Origin of the sequence: Collinsella sp. AM18-10 (genome assembly GCF_003471585.1) — a bacterium.
Classification (GTDB): domain Bacteria; phylum Actinomycetota; class Coriobacteriia; order Coriobacteriales; family Coriobacteriaceae; genus Collinsella.
Map to the genome: position 1 here is coordinate 318 of NZ_QRJO01000006.1, position 19,973 is coordinate 20,290.

The 19,973-nt window shown below is 57.4% G+C and carries 22 protein-coding genes; 9 read left to right on the top strand and 13 right to left on the bottom strand.

Translation table 11 applies throughout. The features are described 5' to 3' along the window. Window positions 1–66 precede the first annotated feature (66 nt). Together DW211_RS05455 and DW211_RS05460 are read right to left on the bottom strand one after the other, a co-directional pair. The gene (locus DW211_RS05455; protein ID WP_117716874.1) at window positions 67–837 is read right to left on the bottom strand and encodes a hypothetical protein; all 771 of its coding nucleotides are present in this window, start codon (window positions 835–837) and stop codon (window positions 67–69) included. After that, window positions 834–1,562 carry a lantibiotic protection ABC transporter ATP-binding protein gene (locus DW211_RS05460; RefSeq protein WP_118259719.1) on the bottom strand — a complete coding sequence of 243 codons (729 nt, stop codon included), beginning with the start codon at window positions 1,560–1,562 and terminating at the stop codon, window positions 834–836. Before DW211_RS05460 ends, DW211_RS05455 begins: the two co-directional genes overlap by 4 nt. Window positions 1,563–1,958: 396 nt before the next feature. Here DW211_RS05460 and DW211_RS05465 point away from each other — a divergent pair, with 396 nt between their 5' ends. The 6 genes from DW211_RS05465 to DW211_RS05490 all read left to right on the top strand — a co-directional run bounded on the left by DW211_RS05465 (window position 1,959) and on the right by DW211_RS05490 (window position 6,815). Further along, on the top strand, window positions 1,959–2,663 hold the full coding sequence (locus tag DW211_RS05465) for a CDP-alcohol phosphatidyltransferase family protein (protein WP_089573364.1): 705 nt from the start codon (window positions 1,959–1,961) through the stop codon (window positions 2,661–2,663). A 66-nt stretch (window positions 2,664–2,729) separates the two neighbouring features. Then, window positions 2,730–3,164 carry an FHA domain-containing protein gene (locus DW211_RS05470; RefSeq protein WP_199573636.1) on the top strand — a complete coding sequence of 145 codons (435 nt, stop codon included), beginning with the start codon at window positions 2,730–2,732 and terminating at the stop codon, window positions 3,162–3,164. 3 nt (window positions 3,165–3,167) lie between these two features. Next, window positions 3,168–4,052: a MerR family transcriptional regulator gene (locus tag DW211_RS05475; RefSeq protein ID WP_117759889.1), complete on the top strand. Its 885-nt coding sequence runs from the start codon at window positions 3,168–3,170 to the stop codon at window positions 4,050–4,052. Window positions 4,053–4,088: 36 nt separating this feature from the next. Beyond that, window positions 4,089–4,619, top strand: coding sequence for an adenine phosphoribosyltransferase (locus tag DW211_RS05480; RefSeq protein ID WP_199576696.1), 531 nt, complete (start codon window positions 4,089–4,091; stop codon window positions 4,617–4,619). Window positions 4,620–4,651: 32 nt separating this feature from the next. Then, window positions 4,652–5,773 carry an NlpC/P60 family protein gene (locus DW211_RS05485; RefSeq protein ID WP_118259722.1) on the top strand — a complete coding sequence of 374 codons (1,122 nt, stop codon included), beginning with the start codon at window positions 4,652–4,654 and terminating at the stop codon, window positions 5,771–5,773. A gap of 175 nt (window positions 5,774–5,948) precedes the next feature. Beyond that, window positions 5,949–6,815 (top strand): DegV family protein, encoded by an 867-nt coding sequence (locus DW211_RS05490; protein ID WP_118259724.1) that lies wholly within the window; start codon window positions 5,949–5,951, stop codon window positions 6,813–6,815. A 73-nt stretch (window positions 6,816–6,888) separates the two neighbouring features. On the opposite strand, the gene DW211_RS05495 is transcribed toward DW211_RS05490, so the two are convergent. Beyond that, the gene (locus DW211_RS05495; protein ID WP_199570263.1) at window positions 6,889–7,500 is read right to left on the bottom strand and encodes a DUF1836 domain-containing protein; all 612 of its coding nucleotides are present in this window, start codon (window positions 7,498–7,500) and stop codon (window positions 6,889–6,891) included. Between the two features lie 154 nt (window positions 7,501–7,654). Beyond that, window positions 7,655–8,593 (bottom strand): NAD(P)/FAD-dependent oxidoreductase, encoded by a 939-nt coding sequence (locus DW211_RS05500; RefSeq protein ID WP_117736843.1) that lies wholly within the window; start codon window positions 8,591–8,593, stop codon window positions 7,655–7,657. 118 nt (window positions 8,594–8,711) lie between these two features. Here DW211_RS05500 and DW211_RS05505 point away from each other — a divergent pair, with 118 nt between their 5' ends. After that, window positions 8,712–10,013, top strand: coding sequence for a glycosyltransferase (locus DW211_RS05505; RefSeq protein WP_118259725.1), 1,302 nt, complete (start codon window positions 8,712–8,714; stop codon window positions 10,011–10,013). A gap of 394 nt (window positions 10,014–10,407) precedes the next feature. On the opposite strand, the gene dut is transcribed toward DW211_RS05505, so the two are convergent. Genes dut through DW211_RS05520 form a run of 3 tightly spaced genes read right to left on the bottom strand, consistent with a single transcriptional unit; the run spans window position 10,408 to window position 11,800 of the window. Continuing rightward, window positions 10,408–10,851 (bottom strand): dUTP diphosphatase, encoded by a 444-nt coding sequence (dut, locus tag DW211_RS05510; protein WP_118259727.1) that lies wholly within the window; start codon window positions 10,849–10,851, stop codon window positions 10,408–10,410. Window positions 10,852–10,855: 4 nt separating this feature from the next. Continuing rightward, a complete protein-coding gene (gene nrdR, locus DW211_RS05515; RefSeq protein ID WP_022093781.1) occupies window positions 10,856–11,299 on the bottom strand; it encodes a transcriptional regulator NrdR in 444 nt (147 codons plus the stop codon). 51 nt (window positions 11,300–11,350) lie between these two features. Next, window positions 11,351–11,800 (bottom strand): LysM peptidoglycan-binding domain-containing protein, encoded by a 450-nt coding sequence (locus DW211_RS05520; RefSeq protein WP_158551612.1) that lies wholly within the window; start codon window positions 11,798–11,800, stop codon window positions 11,351–11,353. Between the two features lie 163 nt (window positions 11,801–11,963). Between DW211_RS05520 and lexA the strand changes: the two genes are divergently transcribed. Beyond that, window positions 11,964–12,608, top strand: a complete 645-nt coding sequence (gene lexA, locus DW211_RS05525) for a transcriptional repressor LexA (protein ID WP_035138488.1) — start codon at window positions 11,964–11,966, stop codon at window positions 12,606–12,608. Beyond that, window positions 12,608–13,312 carry a heparan-alpha-glucosaminide N-acetyltransferase gene (locus DW211_RS05530; protein ID WP_117800112.1) on the top strand — a complete coding sequence of 235 codons (705 nt, stop codon included), beginning with the start codon at window positions 12,608–12,610 and terminating at the stop codon, window positions 13,310–13,312. Before lexA ends, DW211_RS05530 begins: the two co-directional genes overlap by 1 nt. Here the strand turns inward: DW211_RS05530 and hflX are convergent. The 6 genes from hflX to rny all read right to left on the bottom strand — a co-directional run bounded on the left by hflX (window position 13,297) and on the right by rny (window position 19,969). Further along, complete coding sequence (gene hflX / locus DW211_RS05535; protein WP_118227244.1) at window positions 13,297–14,586, bottom strand: GTPase HflX; 1,290 nt, start codon at window positions 14,584–14,586, stop codon at window positions 13,297–13,299. The genes DW211_RS05530 and hflX overlap by 16 nt on opposite strands. Further along, on the bottom strand, window positions 14,586–15,524 hold the full coding sequence (miaA, locus tag DW211_RS05540; protein WP_118259728.1) for a tRNA (adenosine(37)-N6)-dimethylallyltransferase MiaA: 939 nt from the start codon (window positions 15,522–15,524) through the stop codon (window positions 14,586–14,588). The genes hflX and miaA overlap by 1 nt, the downstream gene beginning before the upstream one ends. After that, entirely contained in the window at window positions 15,524–16,894 is a 1,371-nt protein-coding gene (miaB, locus tag DW211_RS05545; protein ID WP_118259730.1) for a tRNA (N6-isopentenyl adenosine(37)-C2)-methylthiotransferase MiaB, read from the bottom strand. The genes miaA and miaB overlap by 1 nt, the downstream gene beginning before the upstream one ends. 45 nt (window positions 16,895–16,939) lie before the next feature. Further along, window positions 16,940–17,257: a stage V sporulation protein S gene (locus DW211_RS05550; RefSeq protein WP_006235982.1), complete on the bottom strand. Its 318-nt coding sequence runs from the start codon at window positions 17,255–17,257 to the stop codon at window positions 16,940–16,942. Between the two features lie 74 nt (window positions 17,258–17,331). After that, window positions 17,332–18,417, bottom strand: coding sequence for an ATP-binding protein (locus DW211_RS05555; protein ID WP_118259731.1), 1,086 nt, complete (start codon window positions 18,415–18,417; stop codon window positions 17,332–17,334). A 1-nt stretch (window position 18,418) separates the two neighbouring features. Further along, on the bottom strand, window positions 18,419–19,969 hold the full coding sequence (rny, locus tag DW211_RS05560; RefSeq protein WP_117629182.1) for a ribonuclease Y: 1,551 nt from the start codon (window positions 19,967–19,969) through the stop codon (window positions 18,419–18,421). Window positions 19,970–19,973 lie beyond the last annotated feature (4 nt).

Here is a 19,973-nt window from a genome sequence, read left to right on the forward strand (position 1 = left end):
CCTCGGAGAGCAGGGCCCGCGGGAGAGTCATGCGCGGCGTCGGGTCGGAGAGTCGTGTCATGGCCATCACCTCTCCTCGGAGCGCGCGAACCAGGCCGCGCCCGCCGCCGTGAGCGCGGCGAACGCGAGCGCGCAGACCGCAAGGCCCGCCAGCGTGAGCATGCCGTCCGCCATGAGCGCCCCGCCGAGCGCCATGTCCGCCGCGAGCGGCTCGCCGCTCGGCAGCACGGGGATGAAGCTCGTGGGGATGACCATGTTCGCCGACGGCGGAAAGAGCTGCGGCAGCGGCACCAACGACCAGGCGAACCCACCTACGAGTTGCGCGGCGAGCGGGCAGAAGATGCCCGCGAGCATGCCGAGCCGCGCCGTGAGGAAGAGCCCTGCGGGGATCATCCACGCCGCGGTCACCGTGTTGGCGAGCGCGCAGAGGAGCATCGTGAGCGTGCCCGCGGCCGTGAGACCCTGCGAGGAGAACGCCGATCCCGCGAGGTAGATGCCGAAGACCACGAGGTTCGAGAGCGTGCAAAGAGCGAGGCACCAGAGCGCCTTAGCCCACCAGGCTCGCCCGAGCGGGAAGCCCAGGCCCAGAAGCCCCCGCATCCGCGTGCGAGCGTCCGCCCGCGCGACGCACGCCACCACAAGCGATAGAGACACGGGCAGGAAGAGCGCGTACCAGTAGTTCCACGCGCTAAAGATCTGCACGCCCCGGTAGGGCATCGCGCCGAGCAGCGGCATCGGCAGCGCCATGAGCACGGCCAGGCGAACCGGTGCCGCGTGGCGCGACTTCAGGGCCTCGGCGCGCAGGCCCGCGAGCAGGCCGCCTTTCTCACCCGTCATGCCGCCACCTCCCCGCGCGCTCGTCGCCCTTCCCGGCAGAAGCTCATGAAGAGTTCCTCGAGGTCCTGTCCGGGACGAAGCGCATCCTCGTAGGCGAGGCGCCCCCCGCAGATGATGCCGATGGTGTCCGCCATCTGCTGCACCTCGGAGAGGATGTGGCTCGAGACGATCACCGTCGTACCCGCCGCCGCGAAGCCGCGGATCTGGTCGCGCAGCTCCTCGATGCCGATGGGGTCGAGGCCGTTGGTGGGCTCGTCGAGCACGAGCAGGCGTGGCCGGGCGATCAGCGCCAGTGCGAGCCCCAGGCGCTGCCGCATGCCCATCGAGAAGCGCCCGGCGCGCTTCTTCCCGGTGTCCGCGAGGTCCACGGCGGCGCGCTCCTCATCTATGCGGCTCTCGGGAAGGCCCAGCAGCGTGGTGCGCACGCGCAGGTTCTCTCGCGCGGTGAGGTTGGGGTAGAGCGGCGCCTCCTCGATGAGGCTGCCGATTGCGTAGAGGTCCTCGCGGCGCCAGGCGTGCCCGGCAAAGAGGATCTCCCCGGCCGTCGGCCGCAGCATCCCGCAGATCATCTTGAGCGTTGTCGACTTGCCGGCGCCGTTGGGACCGAGCAGCCCGTACACCTCGCCCTCGCGGATATGAAGGCTCACATCGGCCACGGCGTCCTGCGCCTGGTCGCCGCGGCCGAAGCGCTTGGTGAGCCCACGCGTCTCGAGCATGTAACCCATGGGTTTATCCTTTCTCTTCCGGGAGCGCGGGCCGAGTCACCGTGCCCGCGCGCCTTACCTTTCGGGTTCACCATCCATGGTGGGGCGCGTTTCTAACGAAGCCGTAACGGCCGTTGGGCTCTTTTGGCGCCAACCCTTCTCGACCCGCACATCATGATTAATTTGCTTAAGGCAACAACTTTCCCGATCGATGTAATCACCGAATCAAAACGTGTACATCAGCCATCAAAGATGCCGAAAAATGTCATATTTGGAGGCTGATGTACACAAATGCAGAATCCCGCACAACCCAGTAGCATCCTCCATATGTCTGGACTCTCTATGCATACGCTGGATAGACATCGCCGGAACGGGTATAGTATCGAAAGTTTTGTCGTTAACCAGCGGGGGAGTCCTGTGGGCATCAAAAAGAAGATCAAAAAGGAGCTTATCGGCACTTCCGATTACCCGTCGAATAAGATCTTTACGATCTCCAATTTCATCACCTTTACGCGCCTGATCCTCACCCTGGTATTTCTGTACCTGTTTGTGACGGATAACAACCGCGTCATCGCCATCGTTATCTACGCCGTTGCCGCCTCTACCGACTGGATGGACGGTCAGATCGCCCGCATGACCAAGACGGTCTCGTGGCTCGGCAAGGTCATGGATCCCATCTGCGACCGTGCGCTGCTGTTCACCGGCGTACTTGGGCTGGTGGTCCGCGGAGAGCTGCCCATCTGGGTCTGCGTGCTCATTATTGGCCGCGACATCTATCTGGGCATCGGCACGCTTATCGTGCGTCATTATCACCGTCGCCCCATCGATGTCGTCTTTCCCGGAAAGATTGCCACTGCACTGCTCATGACCGGCTTCTCGCTCATGCTGCTCGGGTTCCCCGTTATTGACGGCCTGCATCTTTTACCTTCAACCCTTACGGCCTTCCCGGGCCTCAACGGAAGCTCGGTGCCCCTCGGCATCTTCTTTGTGTACGGCGGCGTGATCTTCTCCATGCTCACGGCTGTCATCTATTCCATTAAGGGCGGAGTGGCCATTAAACAGGCTCTCGCGCATCCCGAGGACGAGGACATCGACTTTCTGAACCCTGAAATCGAAGACTGATTCGTTGGGGTATGATTACGTACGGTTCATTATTTGCGGCACGTCCGCGATAAGTTAGGGGTTGTCATGGACAACATGGTTAACAATATGCCTCAGAATGATAAGACTGCTGACGCTACCTGCGTATTCCGCGTGCCTTCAAGCGACGTCACCGTTCCCGACCTCATGGCCAACGTGCGCATCACCGCACCCGTTCTGTCCATCGTCAAGGGTCCGCAGACTGGTGCCGCCTTTGAGCTCGAGGACGATGTGACCACCATCGGCCGCGATCCCGCGAACGGCATCTTCCTCAACGACATGACTGTCTCGCGCAGCCACGCACGCATTATTCGTGAGGGCCTGGGCGCCCGTATTGAGGATCTGGGCTCGCTCAACGGCACCTGGGTCGACGGCGCCATCGTCAACGGAGCTCCGCTACACGACGGCTCTTCCGTTCAGATCGGTACGTTCACGCTCATCTACCACGAGAGCACGCCGGAGCGCATCGAAACCGGTGAGTAGGTAATGGCCGAACGCAACTATCTGAGTATCGGCCAAGTCGTCAACCTACTTCGAGGCGCATACCCCGATCTATCGAACTCAAAAATTAGATTTCTAGAAGATGAGGGGCTCATCACCCCTCATCGTACGCCTAAGGGGTATCGCCAGTACTCCAAGGAAGACGTTGACCGTCTCGAGGTCATCCTGCACCTGCAGAAGACCCGCTACATGCCGCTCAACGTCATTAAGCAGCGCTTGGAAAACGCAACGGACCTGTCCACTTTGGCTTACGAGGTGGGTCTTCTGTCCGATGTTCCGCTTAAGACGGAGCCCAAGGAGACCAAGCAAAAGCTGCACCCCATCGAGACGATCCCCGACATGCTCGGTGTTGAGATTTCGTTTATCCGCTCCCTTGCCGAGAACGATCTTATCCGCATCATCAAGAGCCCGCAGAACCGCGAGCTTGTCGATGGCCGAGATTTCCCGATTATCCGTTACTGCTCGGAGCTGTCGCGTTTCCACATTGAGCCGCGCAACCTGCGTCAGTACGTATCGTCGGCAAACCGCGAGTCTTCGATGTTTGAGCAGGTTCTCGTGAGCATGCTCGGCATGGATACCTCTGATGATGAGCGCGACGCCAAGCTCGAGCGCGCTTTTAAGAAGCTGCACGACCTCACCGAGGGTGTGCATACCGCGCTCCTTAAGAACCGTGTCTTTGAGTCGCTCAACGCCGTGGTCGAGGACGCCGACATTGATGCACTCGATGAGGAGATTGCACGTTCCGAATCCACCAAGGCTAAAAGCGATGGGGCAAGCGTCCCCGCGGTTGCCGCGCACGAGGAGTCGCTCGTGCAACCGTCCAAGGTCGTCGTCCCCTCGCATAACCCGTCTGCTAACACGGGTAAATAATCGCCGTCCACCCGGCAATCCATGAAAGGTCACGCCATGTACGACTTCGAATCTCATATCGTCGATATCCCCGACTATCCCGAGCCCGGAGTCGTCTTTAAGGACATCACACCGCTCTTTGGCAATCCCGAGGCCCTGAGGGCCATGGTGGATGCCCTTGCCGAGCACTTTGCCGGCATGGGGATCACCAAGGTCGTGGGTCCCGAGGCCCGTGGCTTTATGGTTGGCGTACCGGTGGCTGTGGCCCTTGGTGCCGGCTTTGTTCCCGCACGTAAACCGGGCAAGCTACCCCGCAAGACGGTGAGCCAGAGCTATGAGCTCGAATACGGCACCGACTCTATCGAGATCCATGCCGATGCCATTACCTCTAAAGATACCGTGTTGATTCTGGACGACTTGGTCGCGACGGGCGGAACCGTCGAGGCAACAGGTAAACTGGTGCGAGATATGGGCGCAAAGCTTGTGGGCTACGGGTGTATCCTTGAGCTTGCGTTTCTCAACCCGCGCGAGAAGCTCACGCCGACTGACGACGATGTTGAGCTCTTTAGCCTGGTGACGGTGGACTAGCCGTTACCCTTAGTTACTGGAAAGGAAGCTACATGCGCACAGCAAACACGCACAAAAACATGGCACGCTGCGCTGCTACGGCAACCCTCGCTTGTGTTTTGGGCTTGGGCCTCGCGGCTCCTGCCTACGCCGATACCGCATCCGACCTTGCCGCTGCTCGTACGAAACTCGAGCAGATCGGCACCCAAACCCAGCAGATTTACGATGAGCTCGCCACGCAGACGCAGGCGCTCGATCAGACTGCCGGCGAGATCACGCAAAAGCAGCAGGAGATCGCCGATGGTCAGGCCAAGCTCTCGACCTATGTCGCCGGCGAGTACAAAACCGGCGGTCTGAGCCTGCTTCAGGTTTTGACGGGTGTCGATGATCTGAGCGATATGCTCAACCGTCTGTTCTACTACGGCAAAGTTTCCGATAAGCAGGCTCAGACCATTCAAGAGGTAAAGGAGCTTAAGCAGCAGCTCACCGATAAGCAGGCCGAGCAGGAGAAGAACGTCGCCACCACGCAAAAGAAGGTCGACGAGCTTAACGCCCAGCAGGCTGAAGCCCAGAACGTCGTAAATTCCCTGGATTCGCAGCTGCAGGCCGAGCTTGCCGCCGAGGCCGAGGCCAATGCCGCGCTGCAGGCCGGCATCAACGCTAGCACCGCCGAGAAGGCCACGGTGAGCAACGACACCGCCGGTACGAGCGAGAACACCAACAAGGGTGGCGGTACGACCAACGACGGCGGCGGAAACACGCCCGCGCCCGCTCCCACTCCGCAGCCCCCGACGCCCGCTCCGGCTCCGGCTCCGGCTCCGACGCCTTCCGCACCGAGCCAGTCCGTTGACGGCGGTTCCGTTGTTTCGCGTGCCTATAGCAAGCTCGGATACGCTTACTCTTGGGGTGGCATTGGGCCGAACAGCTTTGACTGCTCCGGTTTTGTAAGCTATTGCCTCACGGGACGCTACTGCCGTCTGGGCACCACGGTCGACTTCATGGGTTGGACCCGTGTGTCCGATCCGCAACCCGGCGATGTTGTGGTTAACTCCTACCATACCGGCATCTATATCGGTAATGGTCAGATGATCCATGCTTCCGACTACAAAACGGGCGTCATCATCAGTTCCGTCGCAGCCGGTATGAACAACAACTACATTTTCGTGCGCTACTAAGTCACTCTGTATAGCGAACGAAGGTGAACCTCGTGGCCTTTGAGCTGCGAGGTTCATTTATTTATGACCGTGCTCCATACATGATCCTAATGTGCTAGTTTTCAATACTAGATGCACGCTTCATCGGTGAGCAATATAGCTATAATGATTGAGAAGCATATAGAAAGGACCCTCTATGAGCTGGGCACTTATCTCCGATTCGAGCTGTAACCTCCGCGATTGGCAACCGACCGCGCCCCATACCACCTTTGCATTTGCACCCCTCAAAATTCGAGTGGGGGAGCGCGAGTTCGTCGATGACCTCACGCTCGACGTTCACGAACTCAATTGCGCCGTGCAGGCGGAGTCGAGCGCTTCTTCGAGCGCCTGTCCGAGCGTAGGCGAGTGGACCGAACTCTTTAGGCTTGCCGACAAGACGATTTGTATGCCCATCTCGGAGGGCGTATCGGGGAGCTATAACGCCGCCGCCACGGCACGCGATTTGGTTCTTGCCGAGGAGCCGAACCGTCAAATTCATTTGGTCAATTCACGCGGAGCCGGCGGCAAAATGGACCTGATCTTACTGCTGTTCGACCGGTATCTTGCAAGCAATCCGGATGTCTCATTCGAGGACGCTTGCGCATACTTCAATAGCCTTGAGCAGAACAGCAAAATCCTCTTCAGCTTGTGCAATTACGAAAACCTGGCCAAAGCCGGACGTATCCCTAAGGCAGCCGGCGTCATTGCCAACAAGCTCAATATTCGCATTTTGGGCACGGCGAGTGAGGCCGGTAAAATCGAACTCGTCGGACACACGCGTGGCGAAAAGAAGATGTTCAACAAGATCATCGACACCATGGAAGCCGAGGGTTTTACGGGCGGCGAGGTCGTCATCGACCATGTCGAGAATGAGGCAGGCGCCCAGGCACTTGCCAGCCGCATTGTGGAGCGCTGGCCCGGCTCCAAGACTATCATCATGCCCTGCAACGGCCTGGATTCCTATTACGCCGAGATGCACGGTCTTATTATCGGCTACGGCATGGACGTGGCTTCGGGCCAATAAAGTCCAACCAAGCAAAAATACGGGCGGGACAAAGTGACAGATGACCCTTTGCTCCGCCCGTTTTATACGTCGGCTAGCTATTAAACCCATTAAACTTTAGATAGCTCATCAGGTACGCCTTCGAAACGAAGGATGAAACCGCACTGCGCACAAGCAGCGACTCACGCGTTACCTGATGCGCCGTATCGGGAACCGGCGTCTGCTCGACGGAAAACGCCGAACGAATCGATGCCTCGAGCTGATCGACCACATAATCGAAGGCCGTCGGGGCATCGTAGCTCAAACGCTGAATGTTAAAGAGTGCCTGCACCGCAGCAATAGGTAACACCTGCTTAAAGAGGCAGATAGCGATCAGGCGGGCAATCTGCTCGCGGCCATATTGCTTTTTGACCGGAGCAGGCACCAGGCCGACCTTCACGTAGTTATTGATCATCGATGGCGTAATGACAGGGTGCTCAACGCAAATGGACAGCGGCTCCATCCACAGCGCAACATACTCAATGACCTGGTCGCGGTAGAGCGTCACATTGGGCAACTGGTTATAGCGCGGCAGACTCAACGTATTGAGTTTACGCACGATATCGGACTGAATGAATGCATCGGGTAGCACCGTGGGCTGAATATCCTCAGGCTTAATACTGACCGACGAATCGGACATCGGAATAACGTGTTTAACGTGGTTCATAAAGGTCCTCCGTTCATTTTCTATATTGTATTCTAGGTTATCTAGTTTTGCATACCACATAGCCGGCAAGTAAAAGTGGTTGGACAACACATTGATGCATCGTCCAACCACTTTGTGTAAAGATAGCAACCTTACATAAGATATATTATCGTACTTATCCACGGAGAAACGCGTATGCGCTCGTTGCCGCTATGGCTCCATCCGAAACAGCGGTCACAACCTGGCGTAAACGTTTGGAACGGATATCGCCAGCGGCAAATAGACCTGGCGTGCGGGTCGCCATGGATTCATCAGTCAGAATGCCGCCATCAGGCGCCAGATCGACTAGATGCTCAACAAGCTCGGTATGGGGCTGCGTTCCGGTAAAAACAAAGATGCCAAACGAGCCGGGCTCAAATGACTCGGTATGAGTCTCGCCGGATGCATTGTCCTTAAAGGTAATCGTCGTTGGCATGGCTTCGCCCGATAGCTCCACAATACTAGTTTGGTACCTAACTGTAATATTGTCCTTTGCGAGTACTTTCTGAACAACACCATCGGGCGCACGGAACTGGTCGCGGCGCAGCACGATGGTCACACTGTTGGCAATGTCGGACAGGAACAGAGCCTCTTCGCATGCCGAATTGCCACCACCGATTACAAAAACCTGCTTGCCGCGGAAAAACATGCCGTCACATGTTGCGCAATATGAAACGCCACGACCGCGATACGTATCCTCGCCTGCGAAACCTGCCGGACGCGGCGTGGCACCCATGCAAGCGATAACGCTCGGGGCCAGCGTATCGCCCATATCGTGATGCACCGTAAACAACGCTGCATCGGCATCGTAATCGACACCCGTAACCATGCTCCATGCAACCTGTGCTCCCAGGCCCTCTGCATGCTGCTGAAAACGCTCGCCGAGTTCGGCGCCACTCAGGAGCGAGATACCCGGATAGTTCTCGACCTCATTGGTTGTGGCGATCTGCCCTCCCGACATGCCCTGCTCAATCACGGTCGTCGTCAGGTTAGCACGCGCAGCATAAATGGCGGCAGCATAGCCCGCGGGGCCGCCACCGATAATCGCAACATCGATCGGCTTATCGGTAGTCATGAAGCGTCCTTTCGTCGAAACGTTGTCGTTCTTTGCGCTCATACCCAAATTTACGTGAACGTGACACTCATGCACTACAATGATAAATCCGTATTACAAAGCTGAAGGGGAGTTATCGATGGACCAGGCGCAGACGAGTGACGACGCTCCCCTGCTCACGCACAGCACTCCCCAATCGGAGCAAACCACGCTCCTGGCTCAGCAAAAACCTCTCGTGACCATCGTGCACGCCTCCGTTGGCTCGGGCCACAAGGCCGCCGCAAATGCGATTGCGCAGGCATTCGACCTCATCCGCGGCACCAATGGCATCCCCGAGGATATTGAGATTGAAGTGCTCGATATCCTTGATTTTGGACGTATTAAATTCGATGGCAATAAAACCGCGGCTTCTTTTACGGGAGCCACGCGCCCCATTTACGACCTAACCTGGCGATATACGCTTACGGGGCATCTGCTCTGGGGTGGCGGCACGGCATGGTCGCGAATTATGTTCCCCGCCTTCAACGAATATATTCGTAGCCGCAGGCCCATAGCCGTGGTCGCAACGCACATCACGGCAGCCAATGTTGCCGTGGGCGCTCGCATTATTACGGGTATCGATTATCCGGTCATCTGCGTACCGACCGACTACGAAGTCGAGGGCTGGTGGCCCCACAAGGACACCGATCTATTCTGTGTTGCCAACGAATTTATGGCCGAAACGCTGCGTCCGCGCAAGGTGCCCGAGACAAAGATTCGCATTACCGGCATTCCTATTCGCGCCGGATTCGACACGGATTACGATCGCGAGGAAGAGCTAGCCAAGTTCAACCTCCCAACCGACAAGACCATCGTGCTGGTAATGGCCGGTGCCAGCTTGCCTCAACCGTACGTTCGCTTTCGCGCGGAGATGGACCGCACCCTCCCCTTCCTACGCAGCTTCGAAGACATGCACTTTGTCTTTTTGCCGGGCAAAGACACCGAATATGCCACCCGCCTCAAAACGCTCTTCGACGCCATGAAGCTCGAAAACGTCACGGTTCTGGATTATATCGATGATATGGCAGCGCTTATGCACGGCTGCGACCTGGCAATTCTCAAATCGGGCGGACTCACCGTCACCGAGTGCCTATGCGCACATCTGCCGATGATCCTGCTGGGCAAGTCCTATGGCCAGGAAAAGGCCAACACCACCATGCTCACCGGCATGGGCGCCAGCATGCATGTCACCACCGCACGAGAGCTCATCGTTACCCTACGTCACTTGCACGACCATCCCGAATCACTCAAAGCCCTACTCATCAACGGCGAAGTTCTACGCCGCCCCCACGCAGCCGAAGACATAGCCATCGCAACCATGGAGCTCGTAGGCAAACCCCAAAAGCGCAAAAGAGCCTTTTGCCGCTTCTACTGGGGCGGAAAACCCGCGCATATCCGCTAGCGTCTTTATGTCCGCTTACCTGCGGGAGGCCCCTATATATCATCCCATGCTCAAACATTCTCGCTTCGCTGCGAAACTGCGCGTGGGACGATATATAGGGGCCTCCCGCAGGTAAGCTGCGTTTACGTACTAGCAGCTATACCAGATTCCCCACCACTAGAACCTTCAAAGGCGAAACCGGAAAATCTAAATACAGTAAGCCAATGCGACAAAGGGATTGTTCCTTTGTCGCATTGGCTTACTAGAATGTAAATATTTTTTCAAGCGAGTAGCCGCCCGCCTGCCTCTCACACATATCGTTCCACGCGCAGTTTCGCAGCGAGCGAAGCGACGCGAGAATGTTTGAGCATGGAATGATATGTGTGAGAGGCGGGCGGGAGGGATAAGAGCGTCCCTAGGCGACGCCGCTGGAGCCGAAGCCTCCTTTGCCTCGGTCGGTTTTGTCTAGTTCTTCTACTTCTACGAGGTTGACCGTGGGGACTTCTTGGATGACGAGCTGGGCGATGCGGTCGCCTTTGTTGATTTGGATGTCGTTGGTGGGATCCAGGTTGATAAGGATAACCTTGAGTTCTCCTCGGTAGTGGGCGTCAATGAGGCCCGGCGTGTTGACTATAGACAGGCCCTGCTTGATGGCCAAGCCGCTGCGGGGCTGGACGAAGCCGGCGTAGCCGTCGGGCAGGGCGATGGCCAGCCCAGTAGAGACCAGACGGCGTTCGAAGGGCTTCAGGACGCAGTCCTCGTTGGAGCGCAAATCCAAGCCGGCATCGGTGGGATGGGCGTATTTGGGAAGCTCGACGGTGGGATCGAGACGCTTTATGTTGACGGTAATGTTGGGCATGGAATCACCTTAGCTTGTCGAGCTCTTGCAGAAACTCATCGACGTCTTTGAAATCACGGTAGACCGAGGCAAAACGGATGTACGCAACCTTGTCGATCTTGGCCAAGCGCTTGAGCACCATGTCACCCAACTCATGGGACGTGACGGCCGTCAGCGTGCGAGAGCGAAGCTCGACCTCGATGTCATCGATAATCTCATTGAGCTTCTTAGTGTCGATATCGCGCTTGATGGTGGCGCGCATCAAGCCGACGAGCAGCTTATTGCGATCGAACCGCTGCTTGGTTCCGTCTGACTTAATGACCTCGATTGGGTCTTCGCATCGCTCGAACGTTGTAAAACGATAGTTACACGAGCAACATTCGCGGCGGCGCTTAATGGTGTTATTTGACTCCTGCATACGGGAATCAACGACGCGGGTATGTGCCTTGCCGCATTTGGGACAGCGCATGGTACCTCCTCTTAAACGATAACAAGGGTACCATGCGCAGCGCGATAATGATTACGAACGATCAGGAACCTTAAGATGCGCACCGGCGGCGAGCGAACCATGCTCCAGATGATTGACGCTACGGATCATGTCGGAAGTCTCTTGCGTGGAAAGGCCTTCGATTGGATATTCTTCGGCAAGCGACCAAAGAGAATCGCCAGGCTGAACGCGAATGGTCTCGTAGGTAATGTTGGAAACGGACTCGGCATACGCGGCGTGACGAGCGCTAAAGACCGACATAGCGAGGACAAAGAAGAGCGTAAGCGCAACGGCGACGGCGACAATCGTCGGAACCTTCGGGGCAACGCGGGCCGGCGCGACTACAGCCTGCTGATTGCGCGCAGGCTTTACGGTCAAAGGCTGAAAGCCGGAGCGGCCACCCTGAACAACCGTAAAAGTGGGTTCTGCAGGCGTCTCGAGCTTAAGGGCGAGGTTTCCCTGGACCATATTCGTTACGTTCATCATGTTCTCCTCTCGCGTGTTTTGCTGAGAACAGTTTTATCAAGCCGCGCGGACAAAAATGTCTAGCGCGAGAACGAATGTTCGGTTATTATTATCTTCGAACAGTTGTTCCTGTCAAGCAAAATTCGAACATTTGTTTGACATGGGTAGAGAGGATGCCCTGATGGCTCGCAAAATTACCAAGCGTCAGCAGCAAATTTACGACTTCATCAAGGAATATCAGCAGGAGAAGGGTTATCCGCCCAGCGTGCGCGAGATGGCTTCTGCCGTGGGCCTTTCCTCCCCCAGCACCGTGCACGCCCATCTCTCTGCCCTGGAGGCGCGCGGGCTACTCAAGCGCGATGCCACCAAACCGCGCGCCCTGGAACTCTTTAACGAGGATGGTTCCTCTGTCTCAATTTCTAAATCTGACGAGCCCACCGCACCTCGCGGAACGGTCTCGCTACCGCTCGTTGGTCGCGTCGCGGCTGGGATTCCCATTCTGGCCGAGCAGAATATCGAAGACACGTTTACTATCCCGACCGAAATCGCCACTGATCAGGGTTCCTTTATCCTTGAGGTGCATGGGAGCTCAATGATCAATGTCGGCATCTTCAATGGCGATTACATCATCGTCCGTGAACAAAAGAGTGCCATGAACGGCGAAATTGTCGTGGCCATGATTGATGGTTCGGCGACCGTCAAGACGTTCTACAAGGAGCAGGGGCGTGTGCGCTTGCAGCCCGAGAACGACACCATGGAACCTATCTATGCAACGAATCCCATTATCCTGGGCAAAGTCGTCGGCTTGATGCGCCGGTTCTCGTAATGCAAAAACGCATAACCATATTTGATACCGTCCGCGGGTTTACGATGATTTCTATGGCAGGTTTTCACGCTTGCTATGATCTCGCCTACCTGTACGGCTGGGATATGCCCTGGTTTACCCAGTCAGCCTTTCAAGACATCTGGCGCGCCAGCATCAGCTGGGTATTTTTGTTTATCGCCGGTTGGATGTGCACCCTTTCGCGCAACAATATCAAACGTGCCGCCAAATACGCCTTAGCAGCACTCGTTGTCTGGTTGGCAACAACACTTGTCTCAGTCGACGATTCGGTTAATTTTGGCATCATCTATTGCATGGCCGCATGCACCGGCATCGTGGCGTTGACCGATCCCGTCCTTAAGAAGATAACGGCGAGATGGGGCATGCCCCTATGCCTTATGTTGTTCGCAATCACCTGGAGCATCCCCAAAACGATCTACCCTGTCCCCTACCTGGCGTGGCTGGGATTTCCGAGCCCTGGGTTTATCTCAGGTGATTACTACCCCATCATCCCGTTTATCTTTATGTATCTTGCAGGATACTTCGCCGCACACATAGCGCAGGGAATCGATAAGACCGTCCCTAGCTGGGCCTACGCCAACCCCCTGCCGGCGCTCGCCAGCCTTGGACGTCACGCTCTCCCCTTTTATCTGCTGCATCAGCCCATCATTCTGGGCATTTTGGAGCTCGTCTACTCGGTGCGATAACGCTCGAGCCGCGGTGCAATACGAGCCGGCAACTTCGCCACAATGCGAACGCCGTCCTCGAGATATTCCTCATGCAGAAGGGTTCCCTGCTCATGCACCAGCGTGATGAGAGCGCCCTCACGATACGGGATATCAGCGGAGAGCAACACATCGGTGGCAGCTGCCTCGCGAGCAATCCGGTCGACGAGATCGTCGAGCCCCTCGCCCGTTTGGGCCGAGAACAGAACGGCCTCCGGATAGCGACGACGGAAACTCAATCGATCGACGCTATCGAGAAGATCGATTTTATTGAATACGGTCAGCGTTAAACGCTCTCCGGCGCCGATCTCATCAAGCACGCGGTCGACAGCCTCCAGCTGCCGCTCATAGTCCTCGTCAGACGCATCTACGACTTTGAGAATTAGATCGGCACCCAAAACCTCGGACAGCGTCGATTTAAAGGCATCGACCAGACCATGGGGCAGCTTTTGAATAAAGCCAACGGTATCGGTAATCGTCATGCCGCGACCGCCGGGCAGACGATACGAACGCGTCGTCGGGTCGAGCGTAGCAAACAGCTTGTCCTGCGAAAGTACCGTAGAGCCGGTCAGACGATTGAGTAACGTCGATTTACCGGCATTGGTATAACCGGCTAACGCGACGCGAAACGCCGGTGACTCAATGCGACTCTTGGATTGAACATCGCGACGCTGTTCAACCTGCTTGAGCTCACGACGAAGCGCAGCGATCTTATTACGAATGAGGCGACGGTCGACCTCGAGCTGACTTTCGCCCTGACCAAAACGTGAGCCGATGCCGCCGCGCGTCTGCTCCTTGGCGAGATGGCTCCACATGCCACGCAGGCGAGGCAACAAATATTGAAGCTGTGCCAGCTGTACCTGCAGGCGTCCCTCACGCGTCTGAGCATGCAGGCCAAAGATATCCAGGATCAGTGCTGTGCGATCGATAATCTTTACCGGCTCGCCCACGGCTTTCTCCAAATAGGATTGCTGCGAGGGGGTCAGGTCGTCGTCAAAAATAACGACATCGGCATCCATGCGATGCACCAGGCCGCACAGCTCTTCAACCTTACCGGAACCGATAAACGATTTAGGATACGGCTTTACCAAACGCTGCGACAAGCGTGCCACGCACCGGGCACCAGCTGTGTGGGCAAGACGCTCCAGCTCATCAAGCGAGCGATCGAGCGGCCATGCATTGTCGCGCCACTCAACACCAACTAAAATGGCACGCTCGGGCTCGGGTGCCGTGGGAACAAGGGGGAAACGGGCCATTAGGCAGCCTCAATACGATGCAGGATAACCTCAACGACCTCATCGATCGTACATTCATCCATATCAAACCACACGATACGGTCATCGCGCTTAAACCACGAAAGCTGACGCTTGGCATAACGACGCGAACGCATCTTAATGAGTTCGCGGGCCTCATCCATGCTCATCACGCCATTGAAAGCATCAATGATCTCTTTATAGCCAATTGCCTGCATCGACGTCAGGGCATCTCCCAGACCCTGGGCCATAAGACCGCGGACCTCATCGACAAGACCCTGCTCAAACATCAGATCGACGCGCAGATTAATGCGCTCGTAGAGCACCTCGCGATTACGCGTCAGACCAAACCAAAGGGCATGATAATGCTCGCGCGGAACACTAAACTGACTTTTTTGCTGTGCATAGGAGATACCATCATCATGCATCTCGAGCGCACGAATCACACGCCGCACGTTATGGGGATGAATAACAGCAGCTGATTCTGGATCGCGCTCGGCAAGCAGGGCATGCAGTTCTTCCTCGCCAATACGCTCGGCAAGCTCCTGATAGCCCGCACGGCGATCGTCCTCAAGTTCACCCGAGGGAAAGTCCATCTCATCGAGGGCAGCCTTGAGATACAGCCCCGTACCTCCGCAAAAAACCGGCAGGCAACCCGAACCAAGGAGACGTTCAACATGCGCGCGAGCGTCAGCCTGATAAAGCGCAGCAGAATATGCCACACCCGGCTCTACAATGTCGACGAGATGCAGCGGCGCCGTACACTCATCGGGCGCCATCTTTGCGGTACCGATGTCCATGCCGCGATAGATTTGCATCGCGTCGCACGACAGCACTTCGGACGAAAGACGGGCTGCCAAACGGTCGGCAACATCGCTCTTACCAACCGCCGTCGGACCGACGATTGCAACGGCGGAAAGACCTGCCCCGGGAGCAACCATTAGCGAGGCTCGCCCACAACGGAGCCGGACAAATACCAGGTCTTGGCGACGTCAACGTCAACATCAACGATCTTGCCAACAAGCTGATCGATGCTGTAACCCTCGGGGATAGGCGCGTGCACAGTCTGATTCTTGGGACTCTTGCCCAGCAGGACCGCGTCGTTCTTTTTACTCGTTCCCTCAATGAGCGCCGGAACCACAGTATGAAGCGCACCCTGGTTATACTCGTGTGCCGTGGTCTCGATAACCTTAACCAGGCGGTTGAAACGCTCGAGAATAACCTCATGCGGCGTAGGATCGTCAATCTCGGCGGCCGGGGTACCGGCGCGCTTGGAATAGATGAAGGTATAGGCCTGAGCATAGCGGACCGTCTCGGCAAGTGAGAGCGTCTGCTCAAAGTCTTCTTCAGTCTCGCCCGGGAAGCCAACGATAATGTCGGTCGAGAGCGCGATATCGGGCATGCGGTTGCGAATGCGATCGACCAGGCTCAGATAGTCCTCGCGTGTATAACGGCGATTCATCTCTTTGAGGATCCGCGTCGAACCGGACTGGACGGCCAAGTGCAGCTGCGGCATAACGGCAGGCGTCTCGGCCATGGCGTCGATGGTCTCGGGCAACAGGTCCTTGGGATGCGAAGACGTAAAGAAGATGCGCTCCACGCCCGTATCGCCCACGGCACGCAGCAGATCGGCAAAACGCGGCTTGCCAAACAGATCGCGACCATATGAGTTAACGTTTTGGCCCAGCAGCGTAATCTCACGCACGCCCTGGCGCACCAAACCGGTCACCTCGTCGACAATCTCCTCGAAGAGGCGGCTCTTTTCGCGACCGCGCACGTACGGCACGATGCAATAGGTGCAGAAATTATTGCAGCCCGTCATGATGGGCACCCAGGCGTGATACTGAGTCTCGCGATGCCACGGCATGCTCATGGCATCCGTATCCTCATGCTCATTGGTGCGGATATGACGCTTACCATCAAGGAACGCCTCGGCAATGAGCTCGGCCACATGTGCAATGGAATGCGTGCCAAAGATGACATTGACGTTATCGACATTGGTGAGCAGGCCCTCGCCATCGCGCTGCGCGATGCAACCGCCAACGGCAACCACGCGCTTGCCCGAAGGCGAAGGCGGCAGGCTTTTGCAGGAATTGCACTGACCGTACAGGCGAGTATCGGCGGCCTCGCGCACGCAGCACGTCATGAAGACAACGATATCGGCATGCGCGGGATCGAGCGCCATGAGGCAGCCATACGAATCAAGCAGACCGCTCACACGCTCGGAGTCGTGCTGATTCATCTGGCAGCCAAAGGTGCGGATAAAGTAGGTTTTACCGGCAAGAATATCGCGTACGGAACGCTGGTCCATGTGCATAAGTCCTAACGATGGGGAGCGAAACGAGGCAAGCAGAAGCTATGCCACAGGCTTAACATCATCCATGACGACGTTATCCATAGCAGCTCGATTGATCTGGTGAACGTAGATAGAAAGGCGGATGGCCGTGCGCGACTCCCCGTTAATGAGGATGTCGGAGAACACGGGCGCGCAGGAAATATCAAAACCGGTTGGAATCAAAAAACCGCGCGCGATAGCAACGGCCTTAATGGCCTGGTTGACGGCACCGGCGCCGACACACTGGATGTTGACGGGTACACCATCCTTGACCATGCCGGCGATGGCGCCGGCAACGGACGCGGGCGATGATTTGCTTGATACCTTCAGGCAATCCATGAAGAAACTCCTGCATTTAAAAGTACGTTTTAACTGCAATAACTGTATCGTACCGAGTGGACTCGGTAAAGGCACTATTCCTCTTTGGCAAGATCAAAGGTCACGGTGATTCGATCACGCGAAACACGGATCTTTGGGTCGCCGCAAAGGTTGAGATAGTACCGGGCGGCAAGGTCATTAAAGTCGCGTTCCACAGCGCGCGAAAACTGTGCCATGTCATCCTTGGCAATACGTAGCCCGCGACGATCCTTCGCGAGATCGACAGGAGCCGGCGCATGCGAGGACGAATCACGCTCGCGCAGCAGACGCGCGGCCACACCGCGAACGGGCTTAATCTGCCCCGCCAAAATGCGATGGGCCGTGCGCTCGGACATCTCAAGACCCAAACCCGAACAGATACGGATAAAGTCCTCGGCATCAGAAGCAAGGCCTAAACGATCGACAACCGGAAGCTCGCTCTCGTCATCAATGAACAGGAGACGAGACGTATCAAGCCGGCTTGACGCCTGAGCATAAAGGGTCGCGGCAATCTCAGACGGAGAACCAAGATAGACATCGCAACCACGCAACTCCTCGAGCGCAAACTCACATGCAGCGCGAATAATATTATGCGGACCGCGAGCACAGACATAACGTCCGTCCTCATCCTTGACGGCCTGGGGCCAGCTGGACTGATCGGCACGCTCACTGAGGCGGTCGGCCGCGACGCTCACCTTAAAGGCTGAACCAAGATCGACACCGGACGTGACCACACGGGCCTCATCGGTGTTCTGCTTGATCGAAAACAATGCCATGCCACGACCGTGAACACCCCAACGGTCCATCTTCATGCTCTCGAGCTTGGAGGTAACGCGGGCATCAAAGATTCGCTCTTGCATATCCTGCGGAACGCCAGAACCGTTATCCAGAAAGACAAGCGTGCGGACGCCATCTTCCTTGGTCGTGGCGAGATAGACCTTGTCGGCGCCGGCATCGCGAGCATTACGGAGCATTTCGATGACGATGTCCTCGACATGCTGAATGTCGTGCTTAGCCTGGCGCCGCTCGGCCTCCGAAACGCGGAGGCGGACATACCCCTCGCCAAGGTTCTCCTCGACGCGAAGGTTGCCCTCCCCCGACATCGACGCGATAAATGAGATGAGCTCGTTCGCGTCGCTCATGTTATTTAGCGATATCGACAGCGCGGCTCTCGCGAATCACGACGACGCGCACCTGACCGGGATACTCCATCTCTTCCTCGATCTGATGGGCGATATCGTGAGCCAGAACCGTGGACTGGGCATCGGAAATCTTGTCCGGCTGGACCATGACGTGGACCTCGCGACCGGCCTGCATGGCATAGGTACGTTCGACGCCGTCATGGGAGTTGGCGATCTCCTCGAGCTTCTCAAGACGCTTGATGTAGTTCTCGGCAGACTCGCGACGGGCACCGGGGCGAGAGGCAGAGACAGCATCGGCGGCCTGCACCAGGACATCGAGCACCGTGTTGGGGTCGACATCGGCATGGTGAGCCTCAATAGCGTGGACGATAACGGGCTTCTCGCCATAACGGCGGGCAAGCTCGGCGCCGATGACGGCATGCGGGCCCTCGACGTCGTGGTCGATTGCCTTGCCCAGGTCATGAAGCAGGCCGGCGCGCTTGGCGGTCACAACGTCCAGGCCAAGCTCGGAAGCCATCACGCCGCACAGATCAGAGACCTCGAGGGAATGCTGAAGCACGTTCTGACCAAACGAGGTACGGTAGCGCAGGGCACCAAGGGTCTTGACGATCTCGGGGTGCAGATCGTGGATGCCGGTATCGAAGGCAGCCTGCTCGCCAGCCTCGCGCACGCGCTGCTGAACCAGGTCGGCGGCCTTGTGATACATCTCCTCGATACGGGCAGGGTGAATGCGGCCGTCGGCGATGAGGTTCTCGAGGGCGACACGGGCGGTCTCACGACGGACCGGGTCGAAGCTCGAAAGAACGACTGTCTCGGGCGTGTCATCGATCACAAGGTTGACGCCGGAAACCTGCTCGAAGGTCCGGATGTTGCGACCCTCGCGACCGATGATACGGCCCTTGAGGTCATCAGAGGGAATGTGCACGGAGGTAACGGTGACCTCGGCAGTGTGGTCGGCAGCGCAGCGCTGAATCGCCAGAGACAGAATCTCCTGGGCGGTCTTGTGGCACTCGGCGCGAACCTGCTGCTCGGACTCGCGAATGATCGTGGCGGCCTCGTGGGTGACCTCGCCGCGAACCTTATCGAGGAGCTCCTTGTGGGCGTCCTCGCGGGTAAGGTCGGCGATACGCTCGAGCTCGGAGGTCTGCTTTGCGCAGAGCTCCTCGAGCTCACGGGAGCGCTTCTCGACCTGACCGGCCTGGCTGGACAGCTGATGCTCGCGCTTGTCGAGAGCGTCGTTGCGGCGATCGAGGGATTCCTCGCGCTGCATCACGCGGTTCTCGAGCGTACGAATCTCGTTCTTACGCTGCTTGTCCTCGGCCTCGGCGGCCTGCTTGTTCTTGATGATCTCCTCTTTAGCCTCGAGCAGAGCCTCTTTTTTGAGGGTCTCGGCCTGACGCTTAGCATCACCGATCAGGGACTCAGCCTGTGCGTGTGCCGACTGGATCTTTTCGTCGGCCTCGTGAAGACTACCCTGCTTGGCGGTGCGCATGTAGGCAATGGCGGCGATGGCACCCAAAATGATGCCAACGAGCGCTGCGATGATAGGCATGCTC